This is a genomic window from Streptomonospora mangrovi (assembly GCF_027604915.1).
Taxonomy (GTDB): Bacteria; Actinomycetota; Actinomycetes; order Streptosporangiales; family Streptosporangiaceae; genus Streptomonospora; species Streptomonospora mangrovi.
In genome coordinates, this window is record NZ_JAJAQC010000020.1 from 16,465 (window position 1) to 41,221 (window position 24,757).

22 protein-coding genes and 1 riboswitch are annotated in these 24,757 nt (G+C 77.5%); of the genes, 6 read left to right on the plus strand and 16 right to left on the minus strand.

Annotated elements, in window-relative coordinates; genetic code table 11:
- Window positions 1–53 precede the first annotated feature (53 nt).
- Window positions 54–758, minus strand: coding sequence for an SseB family protein (locus LG943_RS13670; RefSeq protein WP_270072640.1), 705 nt, complete (start codon window positions 756–758; stop codon window positions 54–56).
- 214 nt (window positions 759–972) lie between these two features.
- Here LG943_RS13670 and LG943_RS13675 point away from each other — a divergent pair, with 214 nt between their 5' ends.
- From LG943_RS13675 to LG943_RS13690, 4 genes are all read left to right on the plus strand, one after another.
- Complete coding sequence (locus LG943_RS13675; protein WP_270072641.1) at window positions 973–1,518, plus strand: YceI family protein; 546 nt, start codon at window positions 973–975, stop codon at window positions 1,516–1,518.
- A 111-nt stretch (window positions 1,519–1,629) separates the two neighbouring features.
- Window positions 1,630–1,959: a DUF2470 domain-containing protein gene (locus tag LG943_RS13680; RefSeq protein ID WP_270072642.1), complete on the plus strand. Its 330-nt coding sequence runs from the start codon at window positions 1,630–1,632 to the stop codon at window positions 1,957–1,959.
- Between the two features lie 187 nt (window positions 1,960–2,146).
- On the plus strand, window positions 2,147–4,846 hold the full coding sequence (locus LG943_RS13685) for a protein kinase domain-containing protein (RefSeq protein ID WP_270072643.1): 2,700 nt from the start codon (window positions 2,147–2,149) through the stop codon (window positions 4,844–4,846).
- A gap of 134 nt (window positions 4,847–4,980) precedes the next feature.
- Entirely contained in the window at window positions 4,981–5,895 is a 915-nt protein-coding gene (locus LG943_RS13690) for an aldose 1-epimerase family protein (RefSeq protein WP_270072644.1), read from the plus strand.
- A 116-nt stretch (window positions 5,896–6,011) separates the two neighbouring features.
- Here the strand turns inward: LG943_RS13690 and LG943_RS13695 are convergent, their stop codons facing one another.
- From LG943_RS13695 to fmt, 12 genes are all read right to left on the minus strand, one after another.
- Window positions 6,012–6,653, minus strand: coding sequence for a nucleotidyltransferase family protein (locus tag LG943_RS13695; protein ID WP_270072645.1), 642 nt, complete (start codon window positions 6,651–6,653; stop codon window positions 6,012–6,014).
- Window positions 6,654–6,884: 231 nt separating this feature from the next.
- Entirely contained in the window at window positions 6,885–8,051 is a 1,167-nt protein-coding gene (locus LG943_RS13700) for an XdhC family protein (RefSeq protein WP_270072646.1), read from the minus strand.
- Window positions 8,052–8,389: 338 nt separating this feature from the next.
- The gene (locus LG943_RS13705; protein ID WP_270072647.1) at window positions 8,390–9,142 is read right to left on the minus strand and encodes a hypothetical protein; all 753 of its coding nucleotides are present in this window, start codon (window positions 9,140–9,142) and stop codon (window positions 8,390–8,392) included.
- Window positions 9,143–9,262: 120 nt separating this feature from the next.
- The gene (locus LG943_RS13710) at window positions 9,263–9,682 is read right to left on the minus strand and encodes a hypothetical protein (protein WP_270072648.1); all 420 of its coding nucleotides are present in this window, start codon (window positions 9,680–9,682) and stop codon (window positions 9,263–9,265) included.
- A 403-nt stretch (window positions 9,683–10,085) separates the two neighbouring features.
- Window positions 10,086–10,559 (minus strand): PH domain-containing protein, encoded by a 474-nt coding sequence (locus LG943_RS13715; RefSeq protein WP_270072649.1) that lies wholly within the window; start codon window positions 10,557–10,559, stop codon window positions 10,086–10,088.
- A gap of 76 nt (window positions 10,560–10,635) precedes the next feature.
- Complete coding sequence (ribH, locus tag LG943_RS13720) at window positions 10,636–11,133, minus strand: 6,7-dimethyl-8-ribityllumazine synthase (RefSeq protein ID WP_270072650.1); 498 nt, start codon at window positions 11,131–11,133, stop codon at window positions 10,636–10,638.
- A 134-nt stretch (window positions 11,134–11,267) separates the two neighbouring features.
- Window positions 11,268–12,566 carry a bifunctional 3,4-dihydroxy-2-butanone-4-phosphate synthase/GTP cyclohydrolase II gene (locus LG943_RS13725; RefSeq protein ID WP_270072651.1) on the minus strand — a complete coding sequence of 433 codons (1,299 nt, stop codon included), beginning with the start codon at window positions 12,564–12,566 and terminating at the stop codon, window positions 11,268–11,270.
- Between the two features lie 116 nt (window positions 12,567–12,682).
- Window positions 12,683–13,297, minus strand: a complete 615-nt coding sequence (locus LG943_RS13730; RefSeq protein ID WP_270072652.1) for a riboflavin synthase — start codon at window positions 13,295–13,297, stop codon at window positions 12,683–12,685.
- A gap of 120 nt (window positions 13,298–13,417) precedes the next feature.
- A riboswitch (FMN riboswitch) is annotated at window positions 13,418–13,548 on the minus strand.
- 37 nt (window positions 13,549–13,585) lie between these two features.
- Entirely contained in the window at window positions 13,586–14,605 is a 1,020-nt protein-coding gene (locus LG943_RS13735; RefSeq protein ID WP_270072653.1) for a phosphatase PAP2 family protein, read from the minus strand.
- A gap of 226 nt (window positions 14,606–14,831) precedes the next feature.
- Entirely contained in the window at window positions 14,832–15,506 is a 675-nt protein-coding gene (rpe, locus tag LG943_RS13740) for a ribulose-phosphate 3-epimerase (protein WP_270072654.1), read from the minus strand.
- A 75-nt stretch (window positions 15,507–15,581) separates the two neighbouring features.
- Entirely contained in the window at window positions 15,582–17,039 is a 1,458-nt protein-coding gene (locus tag LG943_RS13745; RefSeq protein ID WP_270072655.1) for an RsmB/NOP family class I SAM-dependent RNA methyltransferase, read from the minus strand.
- Between the two features lie 172 nt (window positions 17,040–17,211).
- On the minus strand, window positions 17,212–18,141 hold the full coding sequence (gene fmt, locus LG943_RS13750; protein ID WP_270072656.1) for a methionyl-tRNA formyltransferase: 930 nt from the start codon (window positions 18,139–18,141) through the stop codon (window positions 17,212–17,214).
- A 135-nt stretch (window positions 18,142–18,276) separates the two neighbouring features.
- Here fmt and LG943_RS13755 point away from each other — a divergent pair, with 135 nt between their 5' ends.
- The gene (locus tag LG943_RS13755; RefSeq protein ID WP_270072657.1) at window positions 18,277–21,051 is read left to right on the plus strand and encodes a primosomal protein N' family DNA-binding protein; all 2,775 of its coding nucleotides are present in this window, start codon (window positions 18,277–18,279) and stop codon (window positions 21,049–21,051) included.
- 156 nt (window positions 21,052–21,207) lie between these two features.
- Complete coding sequence (locus LG943_RS13760; RefSeq protein WP_270072658.1) at window positions 21,208–21,786, plus strand: Uma2 family endonuclease; 579 nt, start codon at window positions 21,208–21,210, stop codon at window positions 21,784–21,786.
- A gap of 16 nt (window positions 21,787–21,802) precedes the next feature.
- Here LG943_RS13760 and LG943_RS13765 read toward each other — a convergent pair whose 3' ends face one another.
- From LG943_RS13765 to LG943_RS13775, 3 genes are all read right to left on the minus strand, one after another.
- Window positions 21,803–22,369: a DinB family protein gene (locus LG943_RS13765; protein WP_270072659.1), complete on the minus strand. Its 567-nt coding sequence runs from the start codon at window positions 22,367–22,369 to the stop codon at window positions 21,803–21,805.
- A 62-nt stretch (window positions 22,370–22,431) separates the two neighbouring features.
- Window positions 22,432–23,190, minus strand: a complete 759-nt coding sequence (locus LG943_RS13770; RefSeq protein ID WP_270072660.1) for an SAM-dependent methyltransferase — start codon at window positions 23,188–23,190, stop codon at window positions 22,432–22,434.
- 186 nt (window positions 23,191–23,376) lie between these two features.
- Entirely contained in the window at window positions 23,377–24,729 is a 1,353-nt protein-coding gene (locus LG943_RS13775) for an aminotransferase class V-fold PLP-dependent enzyme (protein WP_408648591.1), read from the minus strand.
- Window positions 24,730–24,757: the final 28 nt, after the last annotated feature.

The following is a 24,757-nucleotide window of genomic DNA, read 5'->3' on the forward strand; positions in this document are numbered from 1 at the left end:
AGGCGGGGTCCGGTGCGGTGCGGGGGCGGGCGGAGGGGCGGGCCGGGGCGGGCTCAGTCGCCGCGGCTGGCGCGGACCACGGCGCTCAACTCGACGCCGCCGGGCAGCATCGGCGCGAGCTGGGTGGACAGGCGCTCGGCCACGCGGCGCAGGGACTCGTCGTCGCGCCGGTCCAGTTCCAGGCGGATGCCGATGTCGGCGCGCTCGGAGTCGTGGACGCGCACCCGGCCGATGCCGAACTCGGTGTGGGTGACGCGGTAGATGACGGCGAGGACCTGGGGGTCCTCCGTGGGAGCGGGCACGGTGCCCTGCTCGGCCAGGGTGGTGAGGAACCGGCCCTGGACGGCGTAGGTGACGGGTCCGGCGACGTCGACCACCACGGCGTCGGCGCCCTCCTCCAGCGCGGCCTGGCACGCCTCGACTGCGGTGACCGGCACCGGGCGGGCGTCCTCGCGCCAGGCGCGGGCGGCGGCCACGCTGGTGAAGGCGAGCACGCCCCGGCGGCCGTCCTTGCCGATCATCAGCGGCAGCGCGATGTCGCTGGTCTTCTCGCGGGTGCGCCCGGCGGAGTCGCGCTCGACCTCGGCGGCGACGGCCACCACCGGCACCAGCAGGCGCGAGGGGCCGAGGGCGGCGAGCACCTGGCGGTCGCCGGCCTCGCCCTGGGAGTAGGCGGCGAGCCGGGAGGCGAGTTCGGGGTCGGCGGAGCCGTCGTCGTCGCGGAAGCGCTGCGCGCCGAAGATGCTGGGGCGGGTCACGACGGGTTCGGCTCCTGGGTTTCGGGGCGGATCCGCCCCTGTCGGGATGTCCGCGGACCAGCTTAGCCAACGGTGGGGGGCGGTCCGGGCGGGCGGCGGCGGGCGGCGACGCCGTCCACAGGCGCCCATGTCGATCGTCGCATTCCGGATCCGTTCAACTACCCTGGGTCATGTCGGTTGTCGTGGGACAAGCCCGCCCAACTCAGGGGGAGACATGTCGGAACAGCACCTCAAGCCCGGTACCTGGCGGATCGACACCGCCCACTCCGTGATCGGGTTCTCGGTGCGGCACATGATGGTCAGCCGCGTCCGGGGGCGGTTCGAGTCCTTCGACGCCGTCCTCACCGTGCCCGAGAACCCCATGGAGGCGTCGGTGCGCGCCACCATCGACGCCGGCTCGCTCAACACCGACAACGCCGACCGCGACAACCACGTGCGCTCCGCCGACTTTTTCGACGTCACCCACCACCCGCAGTGGACCTTCGCCTCCACCGGGATCGGCACCCAGGGCGAGGACTTCCTGCTGCGCGGCGACCTCACCGTCAAGGGCAACACCCGCCCCGTCGAACTCCGCCTGGAGTACAACGGCGTCACCCTGGACCCCTACGGCCTCACCCGCGCCGGGTTCCACGCCGAGACCGAGATCAGCCGCAAGGAGTTCGGCGTCGACATCGAGATGCCCATGGACGGCGGCGGGGTGGTGGTGGCCGACCGCATCAAGATCGACATCGACGCGGAGTTCACCCACCAGGGCGAGTGACGCTCCGCGCGGCGGCCGCCGGGCCGCCCGGCCGCGGCCGGCGGGGCGGGCCTGGGTATCCTCGCCGCAGTCCCGCCGGCCCGCACCGCCCCACCCGCGCCAGGAGCGTCCATGGAGCCCGATCCCGCCGCCACGCCGTTCACCCCCGAGGTCGTCCGCGCCGTCACCGCCCACATGAACGACGACCACCCCCGCGAGACCCTGATCATCTGCCGGGCCCTGGGCGGGCACCCCGACGCCGCGTCCGCGCGCATGGTCGGCCTCGACACCGAGGGCGGCGACTACCGCGCGGTGGTCGGCGGCGCCGAGGTCGCGGTGCGCATCCCCTGGTCGCGCCCGCTGACCGAACGCGCCCAGGTCCGCGCCGAGGTCGTGCGCATGTACCGGGAGTCCTGCGACCTGCTGGGCGTCTCCCCCGGCGCCGACCCCGGCCGGCACTGACCCGCCCCGACCCACCCCGCGCGCGGAGCCGCCCCCGGCCCCCGCGCGCATATCAGGGACGATTCGGGGTCGCCGGCAGCGGCGGCGGCCCGGTGCCCTCGCCTAGTCTGGAGGGGCCGCCCCTGCCCCGGGCGGTGCCAGCGCAACAGCCGACCGCCGCAAGGCCACGAGGGACACCGCCGCCACGATGGTCCACCCCGAGTCCTCCGACCCCGACTCTCCCACCCGCAAGGTCGAGCCGGTCGCCGCGACCACCCGGCTCGACCCCCGGCGCGCCCGCACCCGCTGGGTCACCCGCATCCTGCGCCCCGGGGGCGAGCGCGCCGGCGCCGACCCCGCCGAGGCGCCCACCACCCCCCACACCCCCGCCGGGGCGTCCGGGGGCGCCACCCGGGTGCTGCGCGCCGCCACCCGCACCCTGCGGCGCCCCGCCGCGCCCGGCGTCCCCGGGCCGGCTGGGGCGTCCGGCTCCGCCGCCGGCCCCGCGCCGTGGTGGCGCCGGCTGCTGGCGCCGCTGGTGTCGTGGTTCCCCCGGCTGATCGCGCGGGTGGTGGTGGGACCGGCGGGCGAGATCGACTACGCGGTGCCCGCGCAACTGCGCCGCGACTACCGCGTGCTGAGCCACATCGGCGCCGGCGGCGAGGCGGTGGTCTACCTGGCCGAGCCCCTGGGCGGCGAGGGCGCGCCCGCGCGCGTGGCGCTGAAGGTCTACCGCCCCGGCCACGACGTCAACCGGGAGCTGCTGGACCGGCTGCGCGCCCGCGGCGCCGCCGACCCCCACACCCCCGCCATCCACGGCTACGGCCGGGCGCGCAGCGCCTGGGGCGAGGACGTCGCCTGGGAGGCCCAGGAGTACTTCGCCGAGGGGTCGCTGCGCACGGTGCTGGAGAAGGGCCCGGTCGATGAGGCGCGCGCCCGCGCGATCGTGGCGGGGATCGCCGAGTGCCTGCACCACTGGCAGGAGACCCTCCAGCACAACCACACCGACGTCAAGCCCGAGAACCTGCTGATCCGCTCCCTGGATCCCCCGGTCTTCGCCCTCACCGACTTCGGCGGCGCCGTGCGCGCCACCATGAGCCGGGTCTACGGCGGCCTGGCCATCACCGAGGACTACGCCGCCCCCGAGGTCATCGAGGGCCGCCGCGAGGCGCCCGCCGCCTGGTGGTCGCTGGGCGTCATGGTGCACGAACTGGTCACCGGGCGCCGCCCCGAGCGCGGCGAGAACTGGCTGACGGCGCGCACCACCGAGGTCGACGTGTCGGCCATCGCCGACGAGTCGTGGCGGCTGCTGGCGCGCGGCCTGCTCACCCCCGCCCCCTCGGCGCGCTGGGGCCACTCCGAGGTGGTCCAGTGGCTGGCCGGCGAGCGCCCCCGGATCGTCACGCCGCACAGCCACGCGCCCATCCGCTTCGCCGACGCCTCCCACGACGACCCGCCGAGCCTGGCGTTCGACCTGCTGGACCGCTGGGACCGCGGCGAGGTCTGGCTGCGCACGCACTGGCCGACCCTGCGCACCTGGCTGGACCGCGAGGTCAACGACTACACCTTCGACCGCTCTTACCTCACCGACCTGGACGCCCACCCCGAGCGGGTGCACCTGGCCATCAGCGCGCTGGCCGCGCGCTACGTGCCGGGCATGCCGCCCCGCTACCGGGGTCTGGAGGTCAGCGCCGAGGGCGTGCTGGCCCTGGCCCAGGGCGACCGCAGCCGCCACGGGGTGCTGCGCGAGGCGCTGGAGATGGGCGCGCTGACGCTGGCCGCCCGCCACTGGTGCGGCCATCCCGGCTGCCGCGCCGAGGGGTCGGGGCGCTGCGCCCTGCTGGAGCACGTCCAGCACGAGGCCCCGCTGATCATGCGCCAGGTGCGGGCCACGGTGGACCACCTGGCGGCCGGCCCGGCGGGTGCGGCGGGCGCGGCCGACCTGCCCGAGCACGCCTGGGACGGCGCCTGGGCGCAGGCGGTGGAGCTGGTGCTGGACCCCGAGGCCGGCGGGCGGGCCCGGCGGCTGCTGCGCGCCCAGTCCTGGCACCCGCGCCACCGCAGCCCCGCGCCGCTGGTGGACTGGTGGCGCGAGCAGCGCGACACCGGGCTGCGCCGCCGCTCCACCGAGACCGCCACGCACGCGGCGCTGGTGTCCGCCAACCTGCTGCTGCCGGTCGCCGTGCGGCTGGGCGAGGTCCAGCGCGAGCGCGACCGGCGGGACAGCCGCTCGCGCCGCCGCGACCGCTGGGCGGCGGTGTCGGGCGCCGCCGCCGACCGCTGGGAGCGGGTGCGCGAGCGGCTCAACGCCGGGGTGCCCGGCCCGCACGATCCCTCCCGACCCGGCGCGCAGCGCGGGCCGTGGGGCACCGCGCCCTACGGCGCGCCGCTGAGCGAGGCCGACCGCGCCCGCGCCCGCCGCCGCGAGGAGGCCGAGCGGCGCCGCGTGGACCGGGGCATGCAGCAGATCGAGCGGGCGATGGGCGCCGGCCGCGCCCGCCGCTTCGCCTACCCGGCGGCGGTGGTGGGGCTGGTCGACGGGCTGGGCCGGGCGCTGCGCGCCGACGGCTTCTACCCCGACCCCGGCGGCCCGTTCGCCGGCGCCTACGAGTCCATGGTGGAGTTCACCCGCACCCCGCTGGTGACGGCGGTGGCCGACGCCGCCGGCGCGGTGGTGGGCCTGGTGCCCGGCGTGACCGAGGCGCGGTGGTGGCCGCCGGTGGTGCTGGCGGTCGTGCTGCTGGTCCTGGGCCGCGTCTCGGCGGGCAAGGCGCGCGCCCGCGTCCGGCTGACCGCCTACCGCCTGGCGGTGGCCGGGTCGGTGCTGATGGCGGTCGTGGCGCTGTCCACGGGCCTGCTGACCCCCGCGGCCGGTGTGCTGATCCCGCTCTACAACATCTTCGGCTGAAGTCTACGGCCGAAGTCTCGGACCGTCCGCGCCGCCCGCGCCGCACCGGCGGCGCGGGCGCGGCGCCGGACCGGGGCCGCGGCGGGCAGACTATGATCGCCCGGGATCGACAACGGAGCGGGAGGCGGTCTGCGGTGGGCGATGCGATCGAGTTGGCGGCGGGCGGCTACCGCGCCGTCGTCAGCCGCCGCGGGGCGGCCCTGTGCGGTCTGACGTGCGCGGACCAGGAACTGGTCTGGGGGTACGCGCCGGAGGAGGGACCCGCCTCCTACCAGGGGCAACTGCTGGCGCCCTGGCCCAACCGGGTCGCCGACGGCCGCTACCGCTTCGGCGGGCGCGAGCACCGGCTGGCGGTCACCGAGCCCGAACGCGGCACGGCCCTGCACGGCCTGGTGCACGCGGCGCCGTGGCTGCCGGTGGAGATCGCCGGGGACCGCGCGACGCTGACCCACGTGCTCGACGGCGCCGAGGGCTACCCGTTCCGGCTCGCGCTGAGCGTCACCTACACCCTGGACCCGGTGGCCGGGCTGGAGGTCGCGGTCGAGGCGCGCAACACCGGCGACGGCCCGGCGCCCTACGGCGTGGGCGCCCACCCCTACCTGCGGGTGCCGCTGCCGCTGGACGACGCGGTGCTGCGCCTGCCCGCGGGTAAGCGGTTGCCGGTGGACGGCCGGCTGCTGCCCGCCGGTCCGCCCGAGCCGGTGGCGGGCACCGAGCACGACTTCCGCACGCCCCGGCGCATCGGCACGACCGCCTTCGACACCGCGTTCACGGATCTGGAGCGCGATGCCGAAGGGCGGGCGTGGACGGTGCTGGCCGCGCAGGGGCGCGCCGTGGGCGTGTGGGCCGACCGCTCCTACGGCTGGCTCCAGGTCTTCAGCGCCGAGGGTCTGCCCGGCGGCCTGGCGCGCAGCGCGTTCGCGGTGGAGCCCATGACGTGCCCGCCGGACGCGTTCAACTCGGGGACTGATCTGCTGGTGCTGGAGCCCGGTGCCGAGGCCGTGCGGTCGCGGTTCGGCATCCGCGCGGTGGACCCGGGCGAGGCGTAGGCCCCGGCCCCGCGAACCGGGGTGGTCCCGCCCGGGGCGGCGGTGTCGGCGGTGGTCGGTGGCGGAGCCGGCGGGCGCGGCGGGGTTTGGGCACGCCCGAAACGGCAGGACGGGGGTCAGCCCGGCTGGTGCGGCGCCGCCTGGGGCGTGTCGAGGGAGTGGCTGAGGCGGGCGAGGTCTTCGGGGGTGTCGATGTCGTCGGGGCTCGCGACGTCGTCGCAGGGGACCGTGGTCACCAGGTGGGAATAGGCCCGCAGGAACGGCCGGGCGCCGACGTCGCCCTCGGCGAGGGCGTGCACGCTCGGCCAGTGCTCGCGGCCCAGCAGGACCGGGTTGCGCAGGTTGCCCGAGTAGGTGGCGGCGGCCGCACGGGCGCCGTCGCCGTAGGCGTCGAGCAGCCGGCGCACCGCCGCGGTGGTCACCAGCGGCTGGTCGGCCAGTGCCACGACGACCGCGTCGACCTCCTCGGGCATGGCGTCCAGGCCGGTGCGCAGCGAGGACCCCATGCCTGAGTCCCAGTCGGGGTTGTGCACCGGGGTGGCGTGCTCGACCTCCACCTCGGCGGCACCCGTCACGACGTAGACCGGTGCGCACCCCGCGTCGCGCAGGAGCCGCACCCCACGGTCGACCAGCCGCTCCCCGGCCACCTTGATCAGCGCCTTGGGACGGCCCAGCCGACTCCCCTCCCCCGCGGCCAGCAACAGCCCGGCGATCGACGTGCCGTCGGTGCCGTTCGTGCTCTGCTCGCGTGTGGTCATGACGTGATGATGCCACGCCCGCTGCCGCCGGGGACGGGGAGTTCGCGCTCCCTTCCGCCGGCTGCGGGCCGAAATCCGGTGACTCCGGGAGGATCTGGGCGAACGATCGAGGGCGTTACCGGACAGGGTGACCGGTTCCGGCCGTCTGCGCCCCCGCGCTCGGGCGTGTCAGGGCGGGGCGGCGGTGCCGCGCGCGGCGCGGGGGCCGGGCGGGGCGCCGCCGCCCGATGGTCAGCGGGTGCCCGCCGGCCGGCGCGCGGCCTCGGCGAGCGGGCCGCCGCGCCCGGAGGCGGGCGGGTCGATGTGGATGCGGCCCTCGGTGCCCGACAGGGGGCGGCCGCTGCCACCCCAGCGGGTCTGGATGAGTTCGGCGGCGATGGAGACGGCGGTCTCCTCGGGTGTGCGGGCGCCGAGGTCCAGCCCGATGGGCGAGCGCAGGCGCGCCAGGCGGTCCTCGGGGATGCCGGCCTCGCGCAGTCGGGCCAGGCGGTCGTCGTGGGTGCGGCGGCTGCCCATGGCCCCGATGTAGCCGGCCGGCGTGCGCAGGGCGACCTCCAGCACCGGGACGTCGAACTTGGGGTCGTGGGTGAGGACGCAGATGGCGGTGCGCTCGTCGATCTGGGCCTCGATCTCGGCGAGGAAGACGTGCGGCCACTTCACGACGACCTCGTCGGCCTTGGGGAACCGCTTGGCGGTGGCGAAGACCGGGCGGGCGTCGCACACGGTCACGCGGTAGCCCAGGTAGGCGCCGATGTCGGTGACGGCCGCCGCGAAGTCGATGGCGCCGAACACCAGCATGCGGGGCGCGGGCGCGAAGGACTGGACGAACACCTCCAGGTCGTCGCCGCGCCGCTCGCCCCGGGCGCCGTAGCGCAGGATGCCGGTGCTGCCCTGGGCGAGCATGCCGCGCGCGTCGTCGTCGACGGCGGCCTCCAGGCGGCTGCCGCCGAGGTCGCCCTCGGCGCGGTCGGGCCAGATGACGCGGCGGGCGCCCAGCCGCCCGGGGCCGCCGGCGACGGTGGCCACGGCCACCGGGCGGTGCGCCTGGATGTCGGCGATGACCTCGCCCAGGTGGGGGTGGCGGGCGGGGTCGACCGGCTCGACCAGGACGTGCAGGGTGCCGCCGCAGGTCAGGCCGACCGCGAAGGCGTCGTCGTCGCTGACGCCGTAGGTGGCTCTGCGGGCGCGGCCCTCGGCGATGACCTCCTGGGCGAGTTCGTAGACGGCGCCCTCGACGCAGCCGCCGGAGACGCTTCCGGCGACTTCGCCGGTGGGGGCGACGGCCATGGCCGCGCCGGGTTCGCGCGGGGAGCTGCGGTAGGTGTCGATGACGGTCGCCAGGGCGAAGGTGTCGCCCGAGGCGTACAGTTCGGCGACGGCCGTGCGGATGTCACGCACGGGCACTCCTTTCCAGGACCCGCCCGCCGGTGGCGGCGAGGGCGGGTGGTTGCGGCGTGTCCGGCCGGCCCGGACACGGGGCCGCCGGCGGCGCGGGCGCCCCCGGCCGCGGCGGGCCGGGGCGGGTTCGGCGCCCGTGCGGCGCGGGAGGGGAAGGAGCGGGGCACCGGAGCGCCCGGCGGCGGCCGCGTGCGCGGCGCCGCCGGGCGGCGGCGGACGTGTGCGCCATGGCCCGGCCTCCCCCCTCGTTCCCTGGTGGCCAGGCTAGTTGGTTGAAGGCGCGCACACAGCGGTGTCCACAGGTGCTTTCCCGCCCGCCGGGAGCGGCGGGCGGCGGGTCAGGCGGACAGCAGCCCGATGAGGTCGACGATGACGATGCCCAGCAGGGCCGCCCAGATCAGGGCGGCGACAACGGTGATGCGGGGACGCCGGTGGTGGGACGACCCCTGTCGCGTGCGCTCGGTGCGCCGGGTGTCGGTGTCCATACCCTTATGACGCACCGGTGGCGCTCCGTGTTCAACCGATTTTCCCGCGCCCGGGGCGGAGGCGCGAAGGCGCGGACCCCGCACCCCGGCCCACAGCACCAGCCCCGCCCCCAGCGTGAGGAACAGCGCCATGGCGACGACCGCCTGGGTGCCGTCGGCGAACCAGCCGGTGGCGAACTGGGGCACGTGGTCGTCGCCGCGTCCGGGCGGGCGGCCCACCACGACCAGCAGGATCCCGGGCGCGGCCGCCAGGCAGCGCAGCGCGCGGGTCATGCCCGGCAGGCAGTACCACAGGCTCAGCGCGATGTAGCCGGCCGCGGTCGCGGCCAGGGCGAACCAGAGTCCGTGCGCGGCCGGCGGCACGGTGACCGCCACCATGCTCAGCGGCGTCTGGTTCACCGCGACCAGCGCCGCCAGCGCCGCGCCCAGGCACAGTGTGGTGAAGGCGGCGCGCCCGGCGCGCTCGCCCGGGGTCCGCCGGGGCGGCGGGAGCCGCCAGGTGCCGTCGCGCCGGCGCGGATCGCCGGAGACGTGGTGGCGCCGCCGCGCCCGGCGGCCGCGCGGGGGCGGTTCTCCCCCGGTGCGCCAGGGCGGGCGCCGACTCACGGGCGGGCTCCGGCGCGCGGCCGGCGGCGCGGGCGGAAAGGAAGGCGCGGGGGGATGGCGTCCATGGCGTGCGGTACACCACAGTGCCCCGCCCGGCGGCGCCCCGGCGCGGCGGGCGGATCAGCGCCGTCGGGCGCGCAGGCGGCCGACCAGGGGGGCGATGCCGAGCGCGAAGAAGCCGGCGCCGATGGCGCAGATGACGACGCCGCTGACGACCGCGCCGGCCGGGGAGTCGATCCGCTCGCTGGTGGACGCGGCGTCCACGGGGTCCAGCGCGGCGGCCGCCCCCATCACCGCGATCGCGGCGCCCGGCACCCAGGCGACGTAGCGCAGCCGGCGGGTGAGCCGGGGCACCCACGCCGACAGCCCCAGCACGGTCCCGGCGGCGAACATCGCCGCGCAGGCGAACGCGGCGGCTAACTCGTGGAGGGCCAGGGTCCCGGGCTCCCCCCGCAGCCGGGCGGCCGCGTCGGGCACGAGCGCGACCAGGGCCGCGGCCAGCAGCAGCGCGCAGAAGGCGGCGAGCAGCGCGGGGCCCACGCGGTCGGGGACCCGGCGATGGGGCGGCAGGCCCCGGCGCCGCGGGTCGCCGGAGAGCCCTTGGCGGCGCCGCCGACGCTCTCGGACACGGTTGCGCGAACGGGGGCTCACCGGCGGTCCCCTCGCGAGGGACCGGGCGCGCTGCCCGGCGCGGGGCGCCGCGCGTGGTCAGAGCCGGGACGCGGCGGGCGGCGCGACGCGTGCTCAAAACCGGGACGCGACACGCGATGCGACGCGCACCCCGGACTCGACGCGCGATACGGCGCGTGCCCGCCTCTTGGCGGCGCCGCGCCGCCTCCGGCCGCGCCCGCCGCGTGCGCGCGGCCGCGGTCCTGCGGGCGCCGCCCTCCCGCGCCGCCCCGCGAGGGGCGGCCGCAGAGGGCGCGCGCCGGGCGGCCGCGCCTCACGCCGGGCGGGGCGGCTCCTGGGCCTCGCCCCGGTGGCGCAGCAGCGCCTGGAACTGGGCGAGGTTGGCCCGCGCCAGGTCGCCGTCGTTGCTCTGGACGCCCATCACGGCCAGCGTGGACCCGTCGGTGAGGTCGAGGCTGGGCCAGGGCTCGCCCACCGGCATGCGGGCGTCCACGATCTCGGGCCACTCCAGCACGTGGGTGCGGATGCTGTTCACCACGGTGACCCGGGTCTCGGTGGCGGTGAGGCGGGGCCGGGCCAGCAGGTGCATCACGCCCACGCCGACCAGGCCGAGCGCGACCAGGCCGAGCCGGTCGGCCAGCCGCCAGTCCGCCGGCAGGACGACCGCCAGCGCCACCATGGTCGCCATGATCACCGCGGCGAGCCCGTAGCCGACGATCCGCATGTTGCGGGGCCGCCATGTCACCGGCAGGTCCGGGACCGGCACCTCGGCGGCGTCGTCCACCATGTCGTCTTCTTTCGCGTCTCCAGGCCGCACGCGGCGCCCTTCTCCTCGGGTGGTGCAACGGGGTCGGCGCGCGGACTCAGCCCGCGGCGGCGGCGCCCGCGCCCTCGCGCAGGCGGCGCAGCACCACGGCGGTGTCCACGGCCGCGATCGCGGCCTCCCAGCCCTTGTCCTCGCTGCTGCCGGGCAGGCCGGCGCGGTCGCGCGCCTGCTCCTGGGTATCACAGGTCAGCACGCCGTTGCCGATGGGGGTGGACTCCCGCAGCGCGGCCTCGGTCAGGCCGTGGGTGACCGACTGGCAGACGTAGTCGAAGTGCGGGGTGCCGCCGCGGATGACCGCGCCCAGCGCCACCACCGCGTCGTGGGTGCGGGCGAGTTGCTGGGCCACGACGGGGATCTCCACCGCGCCGGCCACGTGCACGACGACGGGCTCGGCGGCGCCGGTGTGGGCGAGCGCCGCGCGGGCGCGCTCGACCATGGGCGCCACGACCTCGGCGTTCCAGCGGGTGGCGACGACGGCCACGCGCAGCCCGGTGGCGTCGACGGTGTGCTCGGCGGGGCGGCCTGTTCCGCTCATGGGTCTGTGCTTCCTTGGTGAGGCGCCGCGGGCGCGGCGGTGACGGCGGGGACCGGGGCGGTGCGGGCGCGGCGCGACCGGGTGGCCGGGTGGCCGGGTGGCCGGGTGGCCGGGCCGCGCCGCGCGCCGGCGGTTCAGGTGGCGGCGGCGATCCCGGGCAGGTCGTGGCCCATCCGGTCGCGCTTGGTCTGGAGGTAGCGCAGGTTGTCGGGGGTGACGGCGGTGGGCATCGCGATCCGCTCGGCGACCGCGATGCCGTGGGTGAGCAGGCCCTCGGTCTTGGCGGGGTTGTTGCTGAGCAGCCGCACCGAGGTGACGCCAAGGTCGGCCAGGATGTGGGCGCCGGCGGTGAAGTCGCGGGCGTCGGCGGGCAGGCCCAGCTCCAGGTTGGCGTCGACGGTGTCGGCGCCGCGGTCCTGGAGGCGGTAGGCGCGCAGCTTGTGCAGCAGGCCGATCCCGCGCCCCTCGTGGCCGCGCAGGTAGACCAGCACGCCGCGGCCCTCGGCGGCGATGGCCGCCATGGCGGCCTCCAACTGCGGGCCGCAGTCGCAGCGTTGGGAGCCGAACGCGTCGCCGGTCAGGCACTCCGAGTGCAGCCGCGCCAGCACCTCGGCGCCGTCGCCGAGGTCGCCGAACACCAGGGCGACGTACTCGGTGCCGTCGGCGGTGCCCCGGTAGCCCACCGCGCGCCACTCGCCGTGGCCGTTGGGCAGCCGGGTCTCGACCACGCGCTCCACCGCCGGGCCGGTGGCGGGGTCGGCGGCGATGCGGGGCGCGCCGGCCGCCAGGTCGCGGAGGTGGGCCACGAGCTGCTCGATGGAGACCACGCGCAGGCCGTGCTCGTCGGCGAAGGCGCGCAACTGCGGCAGGCGGGCCATGGTGCCGTCGTCGTTGACGACCTCGGCGATGACCGCCGCCGGGCGCATCCCGGCCAGGCGGGCGAGGTCGACCGACGCCTCGGTGTGGCCGCGCCGGGCGAGCACGCCGCCGGCGCGGTAGCGCAGCGGCAGCACGTGGCCGGGGCGCACGAGGTCGGCGGGGCCGGTGGCGGCGTCGGCGAGCAGCGCCACGGTGCGGGCGCGGTCGGCGGCGGAGATGCCGGTGGTGATCCCGGAGGCGGCGTCGACGGTGACCGTGTAGGCGGTGCGCATGCCCTCGCGGTTGTCGGTGGTCATCAGCGGCAGCCGGAGGCGGTCCAGGTCCTCGCCCAGCATCGGCACGCAGACGAGCCCGGAGGTGTGGCGCACCATGAACGCCATCAGCTCGGGGGTGGCGGCCTCGGCGGCGAAGACGAGGTCGCCCTCGTTCTCGCGGTCCTCGTCGTCCACGACGACCACCGGGCGTCCGGCGGCGATGTCGGCGATCGCGTCGGCGATGTCGTCCAGGACGCCGGCGCGGGCGGGTGCGGGCTGCTCGGTGGTGGTGCTGGTCATCGCTTCTGCTGCTCCTTGGCCTGCGGTGCGGTGCGGAACGGGGGGCGCGGCGGGGAAGGGCCGGCGGGGATGGCGGGGGGCGCGGGGGCCGCGCCCGGCGCCGGCGGGGCCGGCCATCAGGCGCCCGCCCGGCCGGCCGACACCAGGCGCTCGACGTACTTGGCGATGACGTCGACCTCCAGGTTCACCGGCGCGCCGATGCCCTTGCGGCCCAGCGTGGTGAGGTCGAGGGTGGTGGGGATGAGGCTGACGGTGAAGTTGTCGGCGCCCACGGTGGCCACGGTCAGGCTGACGCCGTCGACGGCGACGGAGCCCTTCTCGACCACGTAGCGGGCGAGGTCGGCGGGCAGGGAGAAGCGCAGGGTCTCCGCGCGGGAGCCGGTGACGCGCTCCAGCACCTCGGCGGTGCCGTCGACGTGGCCCTGCACGATGTGGCCGCCCAGCCGGTCGGAGACCCGGGCGGCGCGCTCCAGGTTGACCGGGGACCCGGGCACCAGCGCGCCGAGGCTGGAGCGGTCCAGGGTCTCCTTCATCACGTCGGCGCGGAAGGCGCCGTCGGCGGAGTCGACCACGGTCAGGCACACGCCGTTGACCGCGATGGAGTCGCCGTGCGCGGCGTCGGCGGTCACGAGGGGGCCGCGGACGGTGAGCCGCACGGCCTCGCCGGGGGAGTCGCCCGCCTGCTCGATCGCGGCGACCTCGCCCAGTTCTTCGACAATCCCGGTGAACACCTGCCACCCCACCCCTTCGCCTGCTCAAGGCTCCGGGGGTGTGGACAGGCGGACCGGTCCGGTCGAGGGCGGCGGCCGGGGCCGGGGCGTGTCAACGGCGCGCCGGGCTCGGCCGAGCCCACGCGTACTGCCTCCCATCCGGACTTTCACCGTCGGTACCGGAATTCCACCGGTTCAACCGGCCGATGGATTCGGCCGGGTCGCGGACTGTCACCGCCGGTTCGGACTTGCACCGACCCCGGAGCACGCGTTTGCTCAACGTCTTTGGCAACAGTGTGCCATGCGGGGTCATTCCCGGCGCGCGGCGGGGTCCCCGGCGCGGGGGGCGCGCTCGGGGTCGGGCCGGCGGGCCAGGCCGGTCAGCACGAACAGCTCGGGCGCGCCCAGCGCGCTCCACAGGGCCACGACCGCGAAGGACGCGAAGTCCAGCGCCGCGCCGGCCGCGCCGCCCGCCTCGGGCAGGGCGACTTGCATCACGACGAGCAGCAGCACGATCCCCGAGACGCCGATCACATAGCGCGCCACGCGGGAGACGACCGGGCCGGCGGCGCTGTACCAGCCCCGCGCGGCGAGCACGGAGAACCCCGCCAGGCCGCCGAACAGGCCGCCGGCGACGCGGGCGACGTGCTCGACCGAGCCGTCGCCCAGCCCGCCCGGCACCGCGCCGGTCCAGTCCTCAGGAGCGCGCCAGTCGGCGTGCACCAGGGTCTCCCAGCCCTGGGCCAGCAGCAGCGGCCCGGCCGACACCGCCAGCGCCAGCGCGATCTGCGCGGCCAGGCCCAGGCGCAGCCACCACGCGCGCAGGGCGTCCTCGCAGCGCACGGCCGCCCACAGCATGGCGGCGCCCACCAGCCAGCCCAGCAGGATGTCGGTGAGGAAGTGCGCGCCCAGGTAGAGGCGGGTGACGGCGACGGCCAGGACGATCGCCGCGGCGGCCCACCAGGCCCACCGGCGCGACAGCTTCAGCGCGAGGTAGCCCCACAGCATGAGGGAGTTCTGGGCGTGGCCGGAGGGCGCCCCGAAGGTGTGGGAGGACGACAGGGAGCGCACGCCGTGGTGGTACCAGGAGGGGCGGGCGCCGTGCAGGGCGAACTTCAGCAGGCCGTTGACGACGCCGCCGGCGGCGGCCACGAGGTAGGTGCGGGCGCCCAGGCCGGCGCTGACGCTCCAGAACACCAGCGGGACGAACACCACGAACAGCACCTGGGAGCCCAGGAGGCTGACGGCCTCCATCGGGGCCAGCAGCCAGGCGCCCCAGCCCTGGATCCACGCCACCAGGGTGATCTCCGTGTCCCACACCGCGTCCATGCCCACCTCGCGAAGGTCGAGGGTTGAGGGTCGAGGGCCAGGATCGTGCCCGCCGGCGCGGCCCTCAAACGGCCCCCGCCGCCGCCCGGTCCCGCTGACACGGGCCGAGGATAGGCGGCGCGGGGCCGGTCACCCCAACGTCCGGGGCGGGCACCCGCCGCCGCACCCGCCGCACCCGCCGCCGCGCGGGCCGCCCGGGGCCGCGCGCGCGGCGGTCAGGCGGCGGTCAGCCGGCCTGCCCGGCGGCCTTTTCGGCCTGGGCGCGCAGCGCGTCGACGGCGGCGGCGGGGTCGTCGGCGCCGTAGACGGCCGACCCGGCGACGAACACGTCGGCGCCGGCGGCGGCGGCGCGCTCCACGGTCTCCTGGCTGACGCCGCCGTCGACCTGGAGCCACACCGAGCCGCCGCTGCGCGCGATCAGCTCGCGGGCGGCGCGGATCTTGGGCAGGACGAGGTCGAGGAAGCGCTGGCCGCCGAACCCGGGCTCGACGGTCATCAGCAGCAGCATGTCGACCTCGCCGACCAGGTCGGCGTAGGCGTCCAGCGCGGTGGCCGGGTTCAGCGCCAGCCCGGCGCGGGCGCCCTGGGCGCGGATCTCGCGCAGGGTGCGCACGGGCGCGCGGGCGGCCTCGGCGTGGACGGTGACGCTCTGCGCGCCGGCCTCGGCGTAGGCGGGCGCCCAGCGGTCGGGGTCCTCGATCATCAGGTGGCAGTCCAGGGGGATGCTGACCGCCTTCAGCAGGGACTCCACGACAGGCAGGCCCAACGTGAGGTTGGGGACGAAATGGTTGTCCATGACGTCGACGTGCAGCCAGTCGGCGGAGCCGGCGACCGCCTCGGCCTGCTCGGCCAGGCGGGAGAAGTCGGCGGAGAGGATGCTGGGTGAGATCTGGATTGCCACGCCGCCGAGTCTAGTGGCGGCCCGGCGGGCGGCTGCGGAGGCCGGTGCGGTGGGCCGCACGGGCGGCCGCGCCGGTCAGCGCCTGCGCAGCAGCGCCAGGAACATGGCGTCGGTGCCGTGGCGGTGCGGCCAGAACTGCGCGTACGCGCCGTCGGGGCCGGCCGCGGCGTCGGGGACCTCGGGCAGGTACTCGGCGGCGCGCAGCGGCTCGGCGTCGGCGCGGTCGGCGAGCACCGCGGCGACGATCCCGGCGGTCTCGGGCAGGTGCGGCGAGCAGGTCACGTAGGCCACCACGCCGCCGGGGCGGGCGGCGTCCAGCGCGCGGTCCAGCAGGGCGCGTTGCAGCGGCGCGAGCCCGGCGGCGGTCTCAGGGGTGCGCCGCCAGCGCGACTCGGGGCGGCGGCGCAGCGCGCCCAGGCCGGTGCAGGGGGCGTCGACCAGGACCCGGTCGAACGCGCCGTCGCGCCAGGCCGGGCGGGTGGAGTCGGCCACGACGGCGCGCCCGGCGTCGCGCACGGAGCGCTCGACCGCCTGGGCGACGAGTCCGGCGCGGGCGGGCTGGACCTCGGCGACCAGCAGCCGGGCCTCGCGCTTGCCCGCCAGCCCGGCCAGCAGCCCGGCCTTGCCGCCGGGGCCGGCGCAGGCGTCCAGCCAGCGCGCGTCGGAGCCCTCCACGGGCACCCGGGACAGCGCCAGCGCGACGAGCTGGCTGGCCTCGTCCTGCACGGCGGCGCGGCGCTGGCGGACCTCGCGCAGCGCGGCGGGGTCGCCTTCGGTGAGGTAGGCGGCGTAGGGCGAGTAGCGGGCCGCGGTGGCGCCGCCCGCCACCAGGTCGGCGACGGCGGCGCGGCCCGGTTTGGCCACCAGGGTGACCTGGGGGCGCTCGTTGTGGGCGGCCAGCAGGCGCTCGGTCTCGTCGAGCGCGCCGGGGCCGGCCGCGGGGTCCTCGCCCAGGGCGGCCGCCAGCGCCGCCACGATCCAGCGGGGGTGGCTGTGCACGACGGCGAGGTGGCCGAGCGGGTCGGCGGTGCGGTCGGGGGCCACCACCTCCAGCCAGGCGGCCAGGTCGCGGGCGGCGACCTTGCGCAGCACGGCGTTGGCGAACCGGCTGCGGTGGTGGCCGATCACGCGGCGGGCGAGGTCGACGGTGGCGCTGACGGCGGCGTGCGGCGGGATGTTGGTGGACAGCAACTGGTGGGCGCCCAGCCGCAGCACGGGCAGGACCTCGGAGTCCACCGACTTCAGCGAGCGGTCGACGCAGGCGTCCAGGATGGCGTCGTAGGTGCCCTGGCGGCGCAGCGCGCCGTAGGTCAGCTCGGTGGCCAGCGCGGCGTCGCGCCCGCTGATGCCGCGTTCGCGCAGCGTGGCGGGCAGCAGCAGGTTGGCGTAGGCGTCGCGGTCGTGGACGGCCCGCAGGACGTCGTAGGCGGCCCGGCGGGCGGGGTCCTTGGGCTGCGGGGGCGCGTTCCGGGCACCGCCACCGCCGGTGGTGCGGCGGGTCGAACGGTAGGGCGAACGGGAACGGTCACTCACGTTGGAATCAGCCTTCAGCCTCGCGCCGGGGATGGTGTGCCAAGGACCCGGCCACCGCCGGGTCCGCACCCGATGCGGAGCGTGGCGGTTCGGGCGGGCCGGTTACCGAGGATACTCACCGCCGCCGCCGCGCACGGCCCACTCCCGCGACCGGCCCCTCCCCCTCCGCCGCTCAGGCGCCCAGCACGTCGGCCTCGGTGGGGCGCACGCCGCGTGCCCAGTCGGCGGCGGGCATGGGGCGCTTGCCCTGCGGCTGGACCTCGCCCAGCTCCACCGGGTGGGTGGCGGTCCCGGCGAATACGCCCTCGCGGGTGGCGGCCAGGGTGCCCGGCGGCAGCGCGTCGGCGTCGGTGCGGGGGCGCACCGGCCCCAGCTTGAGGCGTTCGCCGCGGAAGGTGGTCCAGGCGCCCGGCGCGGGGGTGCAGGCGCGGATCCGGCGGTCCACGCGCATGGCGGGCGCGGTGAAGTCGACCTCGGCGTCGGCGGAGGTGAGCTTGGGCGCGAAGGAGACGCCGTCGGCGCTTTGGGGGCGGGGGGCCAGCGTGCCCGCCTCGATGCCGTCGAGGGTGCGCAGCAGCAGCCCGGCGCCGGTCTCGGCGAGGCGGGCCAGCAGGTCGCCGCTGGTGTCGCGGGGGCCGATGGGCTCGACCACGGTGCCGAACACCGGGCCGGAGTCCAGGTCGGGCTCGATGAGGAAGGTGGCGGCGCCGGTGAGGTCGTCGCCGTGCAGCACGGCGTGCTGCACGGGCGCGGCCCCGCGCCACTGCGGCAGCAGCGAGAAGTGCAGGTTGACCCAGCCGTGGGCGGGGATGTCGAGGGCCTCCTGGCGCAGCAGCGCGCCGTAGGCGACGACGGGGCAGCAGTCGGGGCCGATGGCGCGCAGCCGCGCCAGGAACTCGGGCTCGGCGGCCTTCTGGGGCTTGAGCACCTCCACACCGGCGTCGGCGGCGACCTGGGCCACCGGGCTGGGCGCGACCTTGCGCCCGCGCCCGGCGCGGGCGTCGGGTCGGGTGACCACGGCCGCGACCTCGTGGCGCGAGGCCAGCAGGGTCTTGAGCGACGGCACCGCCGCCTCGGGGGTTCCTGCGAAGACGAGCTTCATATCTGCTGGGCACTTCCTCACTGACCGCTTGCTACCGCGTCCTGTCTACCAGGACGGCGGCGCCAACACGCGGCGTCGGGGCGGCACGGCGCGCGCGGCGCGGGGGTGTCGGCGGGCTCTGGTAAACCTGTTCTGATGACCGCCCAGCCCGATCCCGACAAGGGGCTCCTCTTCGACCTGCCGCGTCCGGCCGCCGCCGGATCCCCGGCGGACTCCGGGGCCACCGCCGGGCGGGGAGCCGCCAAGGCCCCCAAGGGCGCGGCCGGCAAGGCCGGCCCCAAGCCGCGCCGCCCGGCCGAGCGGGATCCCGTGGCGCGGGTGGTGGTCGACACCCCGCTGCCGCACCTGGACCGCCTGTTCGACTACCAGGTGCCCGAGTCCATGGACGACGCGGCGGTGCCGGGGTGCCGGGTGCGGGTGCCGTTCCACGGCCAACTGCTGTCGGGGTTCCTGCTGGAGCGCTGCGCGACGTCGGAGTTCCCGGGGCGGCTGGCCTACCTGCACCAGGTGGTGTCGCCCGAGCCCGTGCTCACCCCCGAGATCGCGGCCCTGGCCCGGGCCGTGGCCGACCGCTACGCGGGCACCCTCAGCGACGTCCTGCGCCTGGCCGTGCCCCCGCGCCACGCCCGCGTCGAGAAGGAGGACCCGGGAGCGGCGTCGCCGCCCCCCGGGAACGACGCGAAAGCGCCGAAGGACGGGACCGCGACCGCCCACGGCACCGAGCCGGGCGCCGAAGGCGCCCCAGCCCACCCGCCGACCGAGGCTCTGGAGGAGGATTCCCCCGCCCCGGAGGCCGATAAGGGCGCCGCCGAATACCCGGCTGCCGCCGACGGGGTCGCGGCCCCGTCGGAAGAGGCGCTGGAGGCCGTCGAGACCGCAGGGCACGACCACTCCGCCCGCGCGCAGGAGGGTGCGCAGGAGGCTCCCGACCGGGACGGCGCACGGACGCCGGAAGGCGACCGGGGTGCCCAAGGAACGGCGCCGGACAGCGGAGACGCGCCCGCGACCGCACCCGCCGAAGGATCCCCGTCCGGCGCGGCCGCCGCGCACGGCCGGTCGGACTCCGGCCGGGGCGGGGGCGCGGGAGTCGCGCGCCCGGCGGGCGAAACGCCCGTGTCCGCGAGCGCGGGCACGGCCGCCGGCCCCGACGCGCCACCCGGTGCCGACGCCGTCCTCTCCCCCACCGCCGCCTCCCCCGGCGCCGCAGGCCACGGCCCTGCGGCCGTCGATGAGGGCGGCGCGGTGGTTCCCGGCAGCGGCGGCGCCGACTCCCCCGGCCCGAGCGCGCCGTCCGGTCTCCCACCCGACGCCGCGTCGGCCGAAGCCGCTCCTCCGCCGCCCGAGCCCGGGCCGTGGGCGGACTACCCGGCCGGGCCGTCGTTCGTGGCGGCGCTGGCCTCGGGCGGCGCGCCGCGCGCGGTGTGGAGCGCCCTTCCCGGGCCGCAGTGGGCCGACGCGATCGCCGTCGCCGTCGCCGCCGCGCTGTCGGCCGGCAGGGGCGCGGTCGTGGTGGTCCCCGACGGCCGCGACGTGGCCGCCGTCGACTCGGCCCTGACCCGCCACCTGGGCGAGGGCCGCCACGTCGCGCTGACCGCCGGCCTCGGCCCGGCCGAGCGCTACCGCCGCTGGCTGCGCGTGCTGCGCGGCACGGTCCGCGCGGTGGTGGGCACGCGGGCGGCGGCGTTCGCGCCCGTGCGCGACCTCGGCCTGGTGGCCATCTGGGACGACGGCGACGACGTCCACTCCGAGCCGCACGCCCCCTACCCCCACGCCCGCACCGTGCTGTCGATGCGCGCGCACCGGGCGAACGCGGGGGCGCTCATCGGCGGGTTCACCCGCACGACCGAGGCCGCCCAGCTCGTGGAGTCGGGCTGGGCGCACCCGCTGGCCGCCGACCGCGCCCTGCTGCGCGAGCGGGCGCCCCGCGTGCGCGCCACCGGCGACGACAGCGAACTGGCCCGCGACGAGGCCGCCCGCACCGCCCGCATCCCCCACCTGGCGCTGCGCGTGGCCCGCGAGGCCGCCCAGAGGGGCCCGGTGCTGGTGCAGGTCCCCCGGCGCGGCTACCTGTTCTCGCTGGGCTGCGCCTCCTGCCGCGCCCCCGCCCGGTGCGGGGCCTGCCAGGGGCCGCTGGCTTTGCGCGGCGCCCACGCCATGCCCTACTGCCGGTGGTGCGGCCGCATCGCGGGCGAGTGGCGCTGCGCGGAGTGCGGCGGCACCCGGCTGCGCGCCGGCGTGGTGGGCGCGCGGCGCACCGCCGAGGAGCTGGGCCGGGCGTTCCCGTCGCTGACCGTGCGCACCTCGGGCCGCGACGACGTGCTGACCGAGGTCTCCGAGCGCCCGGCGCTGGTGGTCGCCACCCCGGGGGCCGAACCCGCCGCGCGGGGCGGCTACGCGGCGGCGGTGCTGCTGGACGGCTGGGCGCTGCTGGGCCGCGCCGACCTGCGCGCCGCCGAGGAGGCGCTGCGGCGGTGGTGCAACGCCGCAGCGCTGGTGCGCCCGGCCGACGAGGGCGGGCAGGTCGTGGTGGTGGCCGAGGCCGCGCTGCCGGCCGTGCAGGCGCTGGTGCGCTGGGACCCCGGCGGGTTCGCCGAGCGCGAACTGGCCGAGCGCCGCGAACTGGGGTTCCCCCCGGCGGTGGCGATGGCGTCGGTGACGGGCGAGGCGGCGCACGTGCGCGAACTGCTGGAGGGGGTGCGGCTGCCGGAGTCGGCGCAGGTCCTGGGGCCGGTGCCGGTGAACGCGGGCGCCTCGGGCCCCGAGGCCGCCCCCGAGCGCGCCCTGCTGCGGGTGCCGCGCCCCGACATCCATCTGCTCGCCGCCGCGTTGAAGGCGGCGGCCTCGGCCCGCAGCGCCCGCAAGGAGGAGCACGCCGCCCAGGTCCGCGTGGACCCGCTGGAGGTCGTGTAGGAGGCGCGGGACGCGGGCGGCGCCGCGCCGTGGCCGGCGCGGGTTTCGCCGTTTCCGCACGCGGCGGGCCGCGCCTTCGGATACTTGTCCTCATGAGGGCAAGAGGGCTTGATGACGGGTGAGGGCGGGCGGACGCGGGCACCGCGGTCACGACAGGTGACCGTGGCCGGCCTGGCGCGGACGCCGGACGACGGCAGGCGCTACGAACTGGTGGGCGGGCGGCTCGTGGTGTCCCCGGCGCCGCTCTTCCCCCACACCGTCATCGCCGACCGGCTTCTTCTGGTACTGCACCCGCAGACACCGCGTGGGCACAACGTCTCCGCAGCCGCCGGGATCGATTTCACCGCTGATCGGACGCATCACCGGATCCCCGACCTGTGCGTCATCCCCCGCGCCGACCGCTCGGCGGGCCACCTCACCCGGCCGCCGCTGCTGGCCGTGGAGGTGGTGTCGGCGTCGACCGCGTTCACCGACCACCACGCCAAGCGCGCGGAGTACGCCAGGTTCGGCATCGGGTCCTACTGGATCGTCGATCCCACCCGCGAGGAGGTCGGGATCGTGGAACTCCGGCTGGAGAGGGGCCGGTACCGCACCGCGAATCAGGCGTCTGGCCGCGCGCCGTTCCGGACCGACGCGCCCTTCCCCTACCGGCTGGTGCCGCACTGGCTGCTCGCCGACTGCGACGACTGGGAGGACCACGTCCTCGGCGGCGAGGCTCCCGGCGCCGGAGGGTGAGGCGCGGCCGCGCCCTTCACAGCGCGTCGGCGTGGGCGGCCGGGCGGGCGCGGTAGAGGTCGCGGAGCAGGGCCACCTCGGCGTGGTGGTGGATGATCTCGCGGTTGACGTGCAGGGCCAGCGTGACGAACGGGAACTCCGCCCACTGCGGCGGTTCGGCCGCGCCCACCGGGGCGGCGAAGTCGGCGTCGTCCAGCCGGCGCAGCTCGGTGATCCAGCGCCCGTAGGCGGCGCGCAGCCGGTCGAGGGCCTCGGCGGCGCCGCCGGGCCAGCGGACGTCGGCGAGGTCCAGGCGGCGCTCGCCGAAGTGGTGGTCGATGCGCATCTCCAGCACCATCACCACGACGTGGCTGAGCCGCCAGGCGATGGTGGTCACCGGCGGCGGCTCGGGCGCCGGATAGGCGTAGTCGGGGACGAACGTGCCGTCGGGGCGGGGCCGCACCGACCAGCAGCCGTCCACCGGCTCCCAGAAGTACTCGTCGTCGTCCAGTCCCTCCAGGCGCGGCCACATGGTGGTGTCCCAGTGGAACTCCAACTGGTCGGCGACCTCCGCGCCCCAGCGGGGGCCGGCGGATGCGGCCATGGCGTCCTTTCGCCGGTGCGGTGCGGCGGCCGGTCCGCCGCCGGTTGGTGTGGGCGCCGGGGTCAGTCGCGGCGGCCGACGCCGGCGAGGACGCCGGTGGGCTCGGCGCTGACCTCCTCGTCGGGGTAGGGCCACCACGCCATGTCGGCCAGGCCCGGCTCGATCAGCGTGAACGGCGCGAACACCGCCGCAGCGGCCTCGCGGCGGTGGGGGTCGGCGGTGTCGGGGGCGGGCTGGGCGACGGCGATGTGCGCCCCCGGGCTCAGCGCGGCGTGCAGCGCGCGGACCAGGTCGCGGACGGGCGCGCCGTCGCGGTCGGGGGCGGCGGCGTCGGTCAGCAGCACGCCGACGGGTTCGGCGAGGTCGACCAGGCCGCGGCCGCTCAACGCGGCCAGCAGGTGGTCGGGGTCCATGCGCTCCACGGCCAGCACCGCCGCGCCGTGGTCGCCGGCGCCCGAGCCGCCGGGCAGCGCGGCGGTGGACTCGGCGTGGACGTAGACGACGCGGGAGCCCGGCGCGTACTCGGCGGCGGCGCGCCCGATGCCCTCGCCCACGGGCAGGCGCGAGCCGAGGTCCACGAACTGGCGCACGCCGGCGTCGGCGGCGAGGTAGCCCACGGCGCGCCGCAGGAAGCCCCGCCGGGCGGTGCGAAGGCGGTCGGTGCCGGGGTCGCGGGGGCGGGGCGGCGGCGCCGGGCGGGCAGGCGCGGCGGGTCCGGAGGCGCGCGCCAGCCGCTCGCTGATGTGCACGACGCGCGGATCGGGGATCGCGGCCACGGCCTGGTCGCCGTCGATGTGGACTGCACGCCCGTTGTCGGTCACGATCGCGCCCCCCGAGCCGTCGGCCGGTGCCGAGGGTCGACCGGGCGCCCCCGGAGGGGTGCTCCGGGGCCGGTGACCCACCGCACTTCGTTAGCGCCCGATGGTACCTGGTGTGAGGTACGTCATTCACCCGGGGAGAAATTCACGCGTTCTTCCGCCGCGCCGCGCCCGCCGCGCGGACGCCGCTCAGCCGTGGTCGGGCACGAGGTGGCCGATGGACTCGTCCAGGCGGTAGCGCAGCCGGGGGCCGCGCCGGGCCAGCTCGCCGACGGCCCGTACCAGCCGGTCCACGTGCTCGGCGGTGGTGCCCAGGCCGATGCTGGCCCGCACCGCGCTGCCGTGGCCCTCGGGCAGCAGGCGGCGGGTCAGCGGGTGGGCGCAGAACAGCCCGTCGCGCACGCCGATGCCGTACTCCGCCGACAGCGCGGCGGCCACGACGTCGGCGGGCAGGGTGTCCACCACGAAGGAGGAGATGCCCACGCGCGGATGGTCGGCGGCCCACAGGCGCAGCTCGGTGACACCGGGGACGTCGGCCAGGCCGGTGCGCAGCCGGCCCAGCAGCTCCTGCTCGCGGGCGTGGAGGCGGTCCTGGCCGGCGTCGGCGAGGGTGTCGCAGGCGGCGGCCAGCGCCACCGCGCCCAGCACGTTGGGGCTGCCCGCCTCGTGCCGGGCCGGCAGGTCGTTCCAGCGCACGTCGGTGTCGGTGACGGCGGCGGTGGCGCCGCCCCCGGCGAGGTAGGGCGCCGCCGCGCGCAGCCAGTCGGTGCGGCCGGCGAGCACGCCGGTGCCGAAGGGCGCGTAGAGCTTGTGCGCGGAGAAGGCGACGTAGTCGGCGCCGGAGCGGCTGAGGCTGAACGCCTGGTGCGGCAGCAGTTGGGCGGCGTCCACGCAGATGCGGGCGCCCTCCTCGTGGGCCACGGCCGCGAGTTCGGCGACGGGCCAGACCTCGCCGGTGACGTTGGAGGCGGCCGTCACGCACAGCAGGCGCGGCCCCTCGGGCGCGGCGCGCAGCGCGGCGCGGGCGGCCGCGACGGCGGCGTCGGGGTTGGGCGGCAGCGGCAGGCGGGCCACCGACCCGGCGCGGCTGCCCCGGTGCTGCCAGGGCAGCAGGGAGGCGTGGTGCTCGGCGGCGAAGACCACCACCGCGCAGCCCTCGGGCAGGGAGCGGGCCAGCAGGTTCAGCGCGTCGGTGGTGCCGCGGACGAACACGACGGCGTCGCTGCCGCGCGCGCCCACGAAGCGGGCCACCGAGGCGCGGGCGCGCTCGTAGGCGCGCGTGGTGATCTGGGAGTGGAGCCCGGCGCCCCGGTGCACGCTGGCGTAGGTGGGCAGCGCGGCGGCGACGGCGTCGCTCACGGCGGCCAGGCACGGCGCGCTGGCGGCGTGGTCGAGGTTGGCGTACTCGGCGTGCCCGCCGGTGGCGAGTTCGACGCGGGCGCCGGCGCCGACCACGGCGGGCACGGCACACGGGTCGGCGGGCGGCACGGCGAGCGCGGCGGCGGGACGGGCGGTGTGGGCGGGAGCGGCAGTGGTAGTCACAGTGGCACCTCCAGGGGCCGTCAGGGAC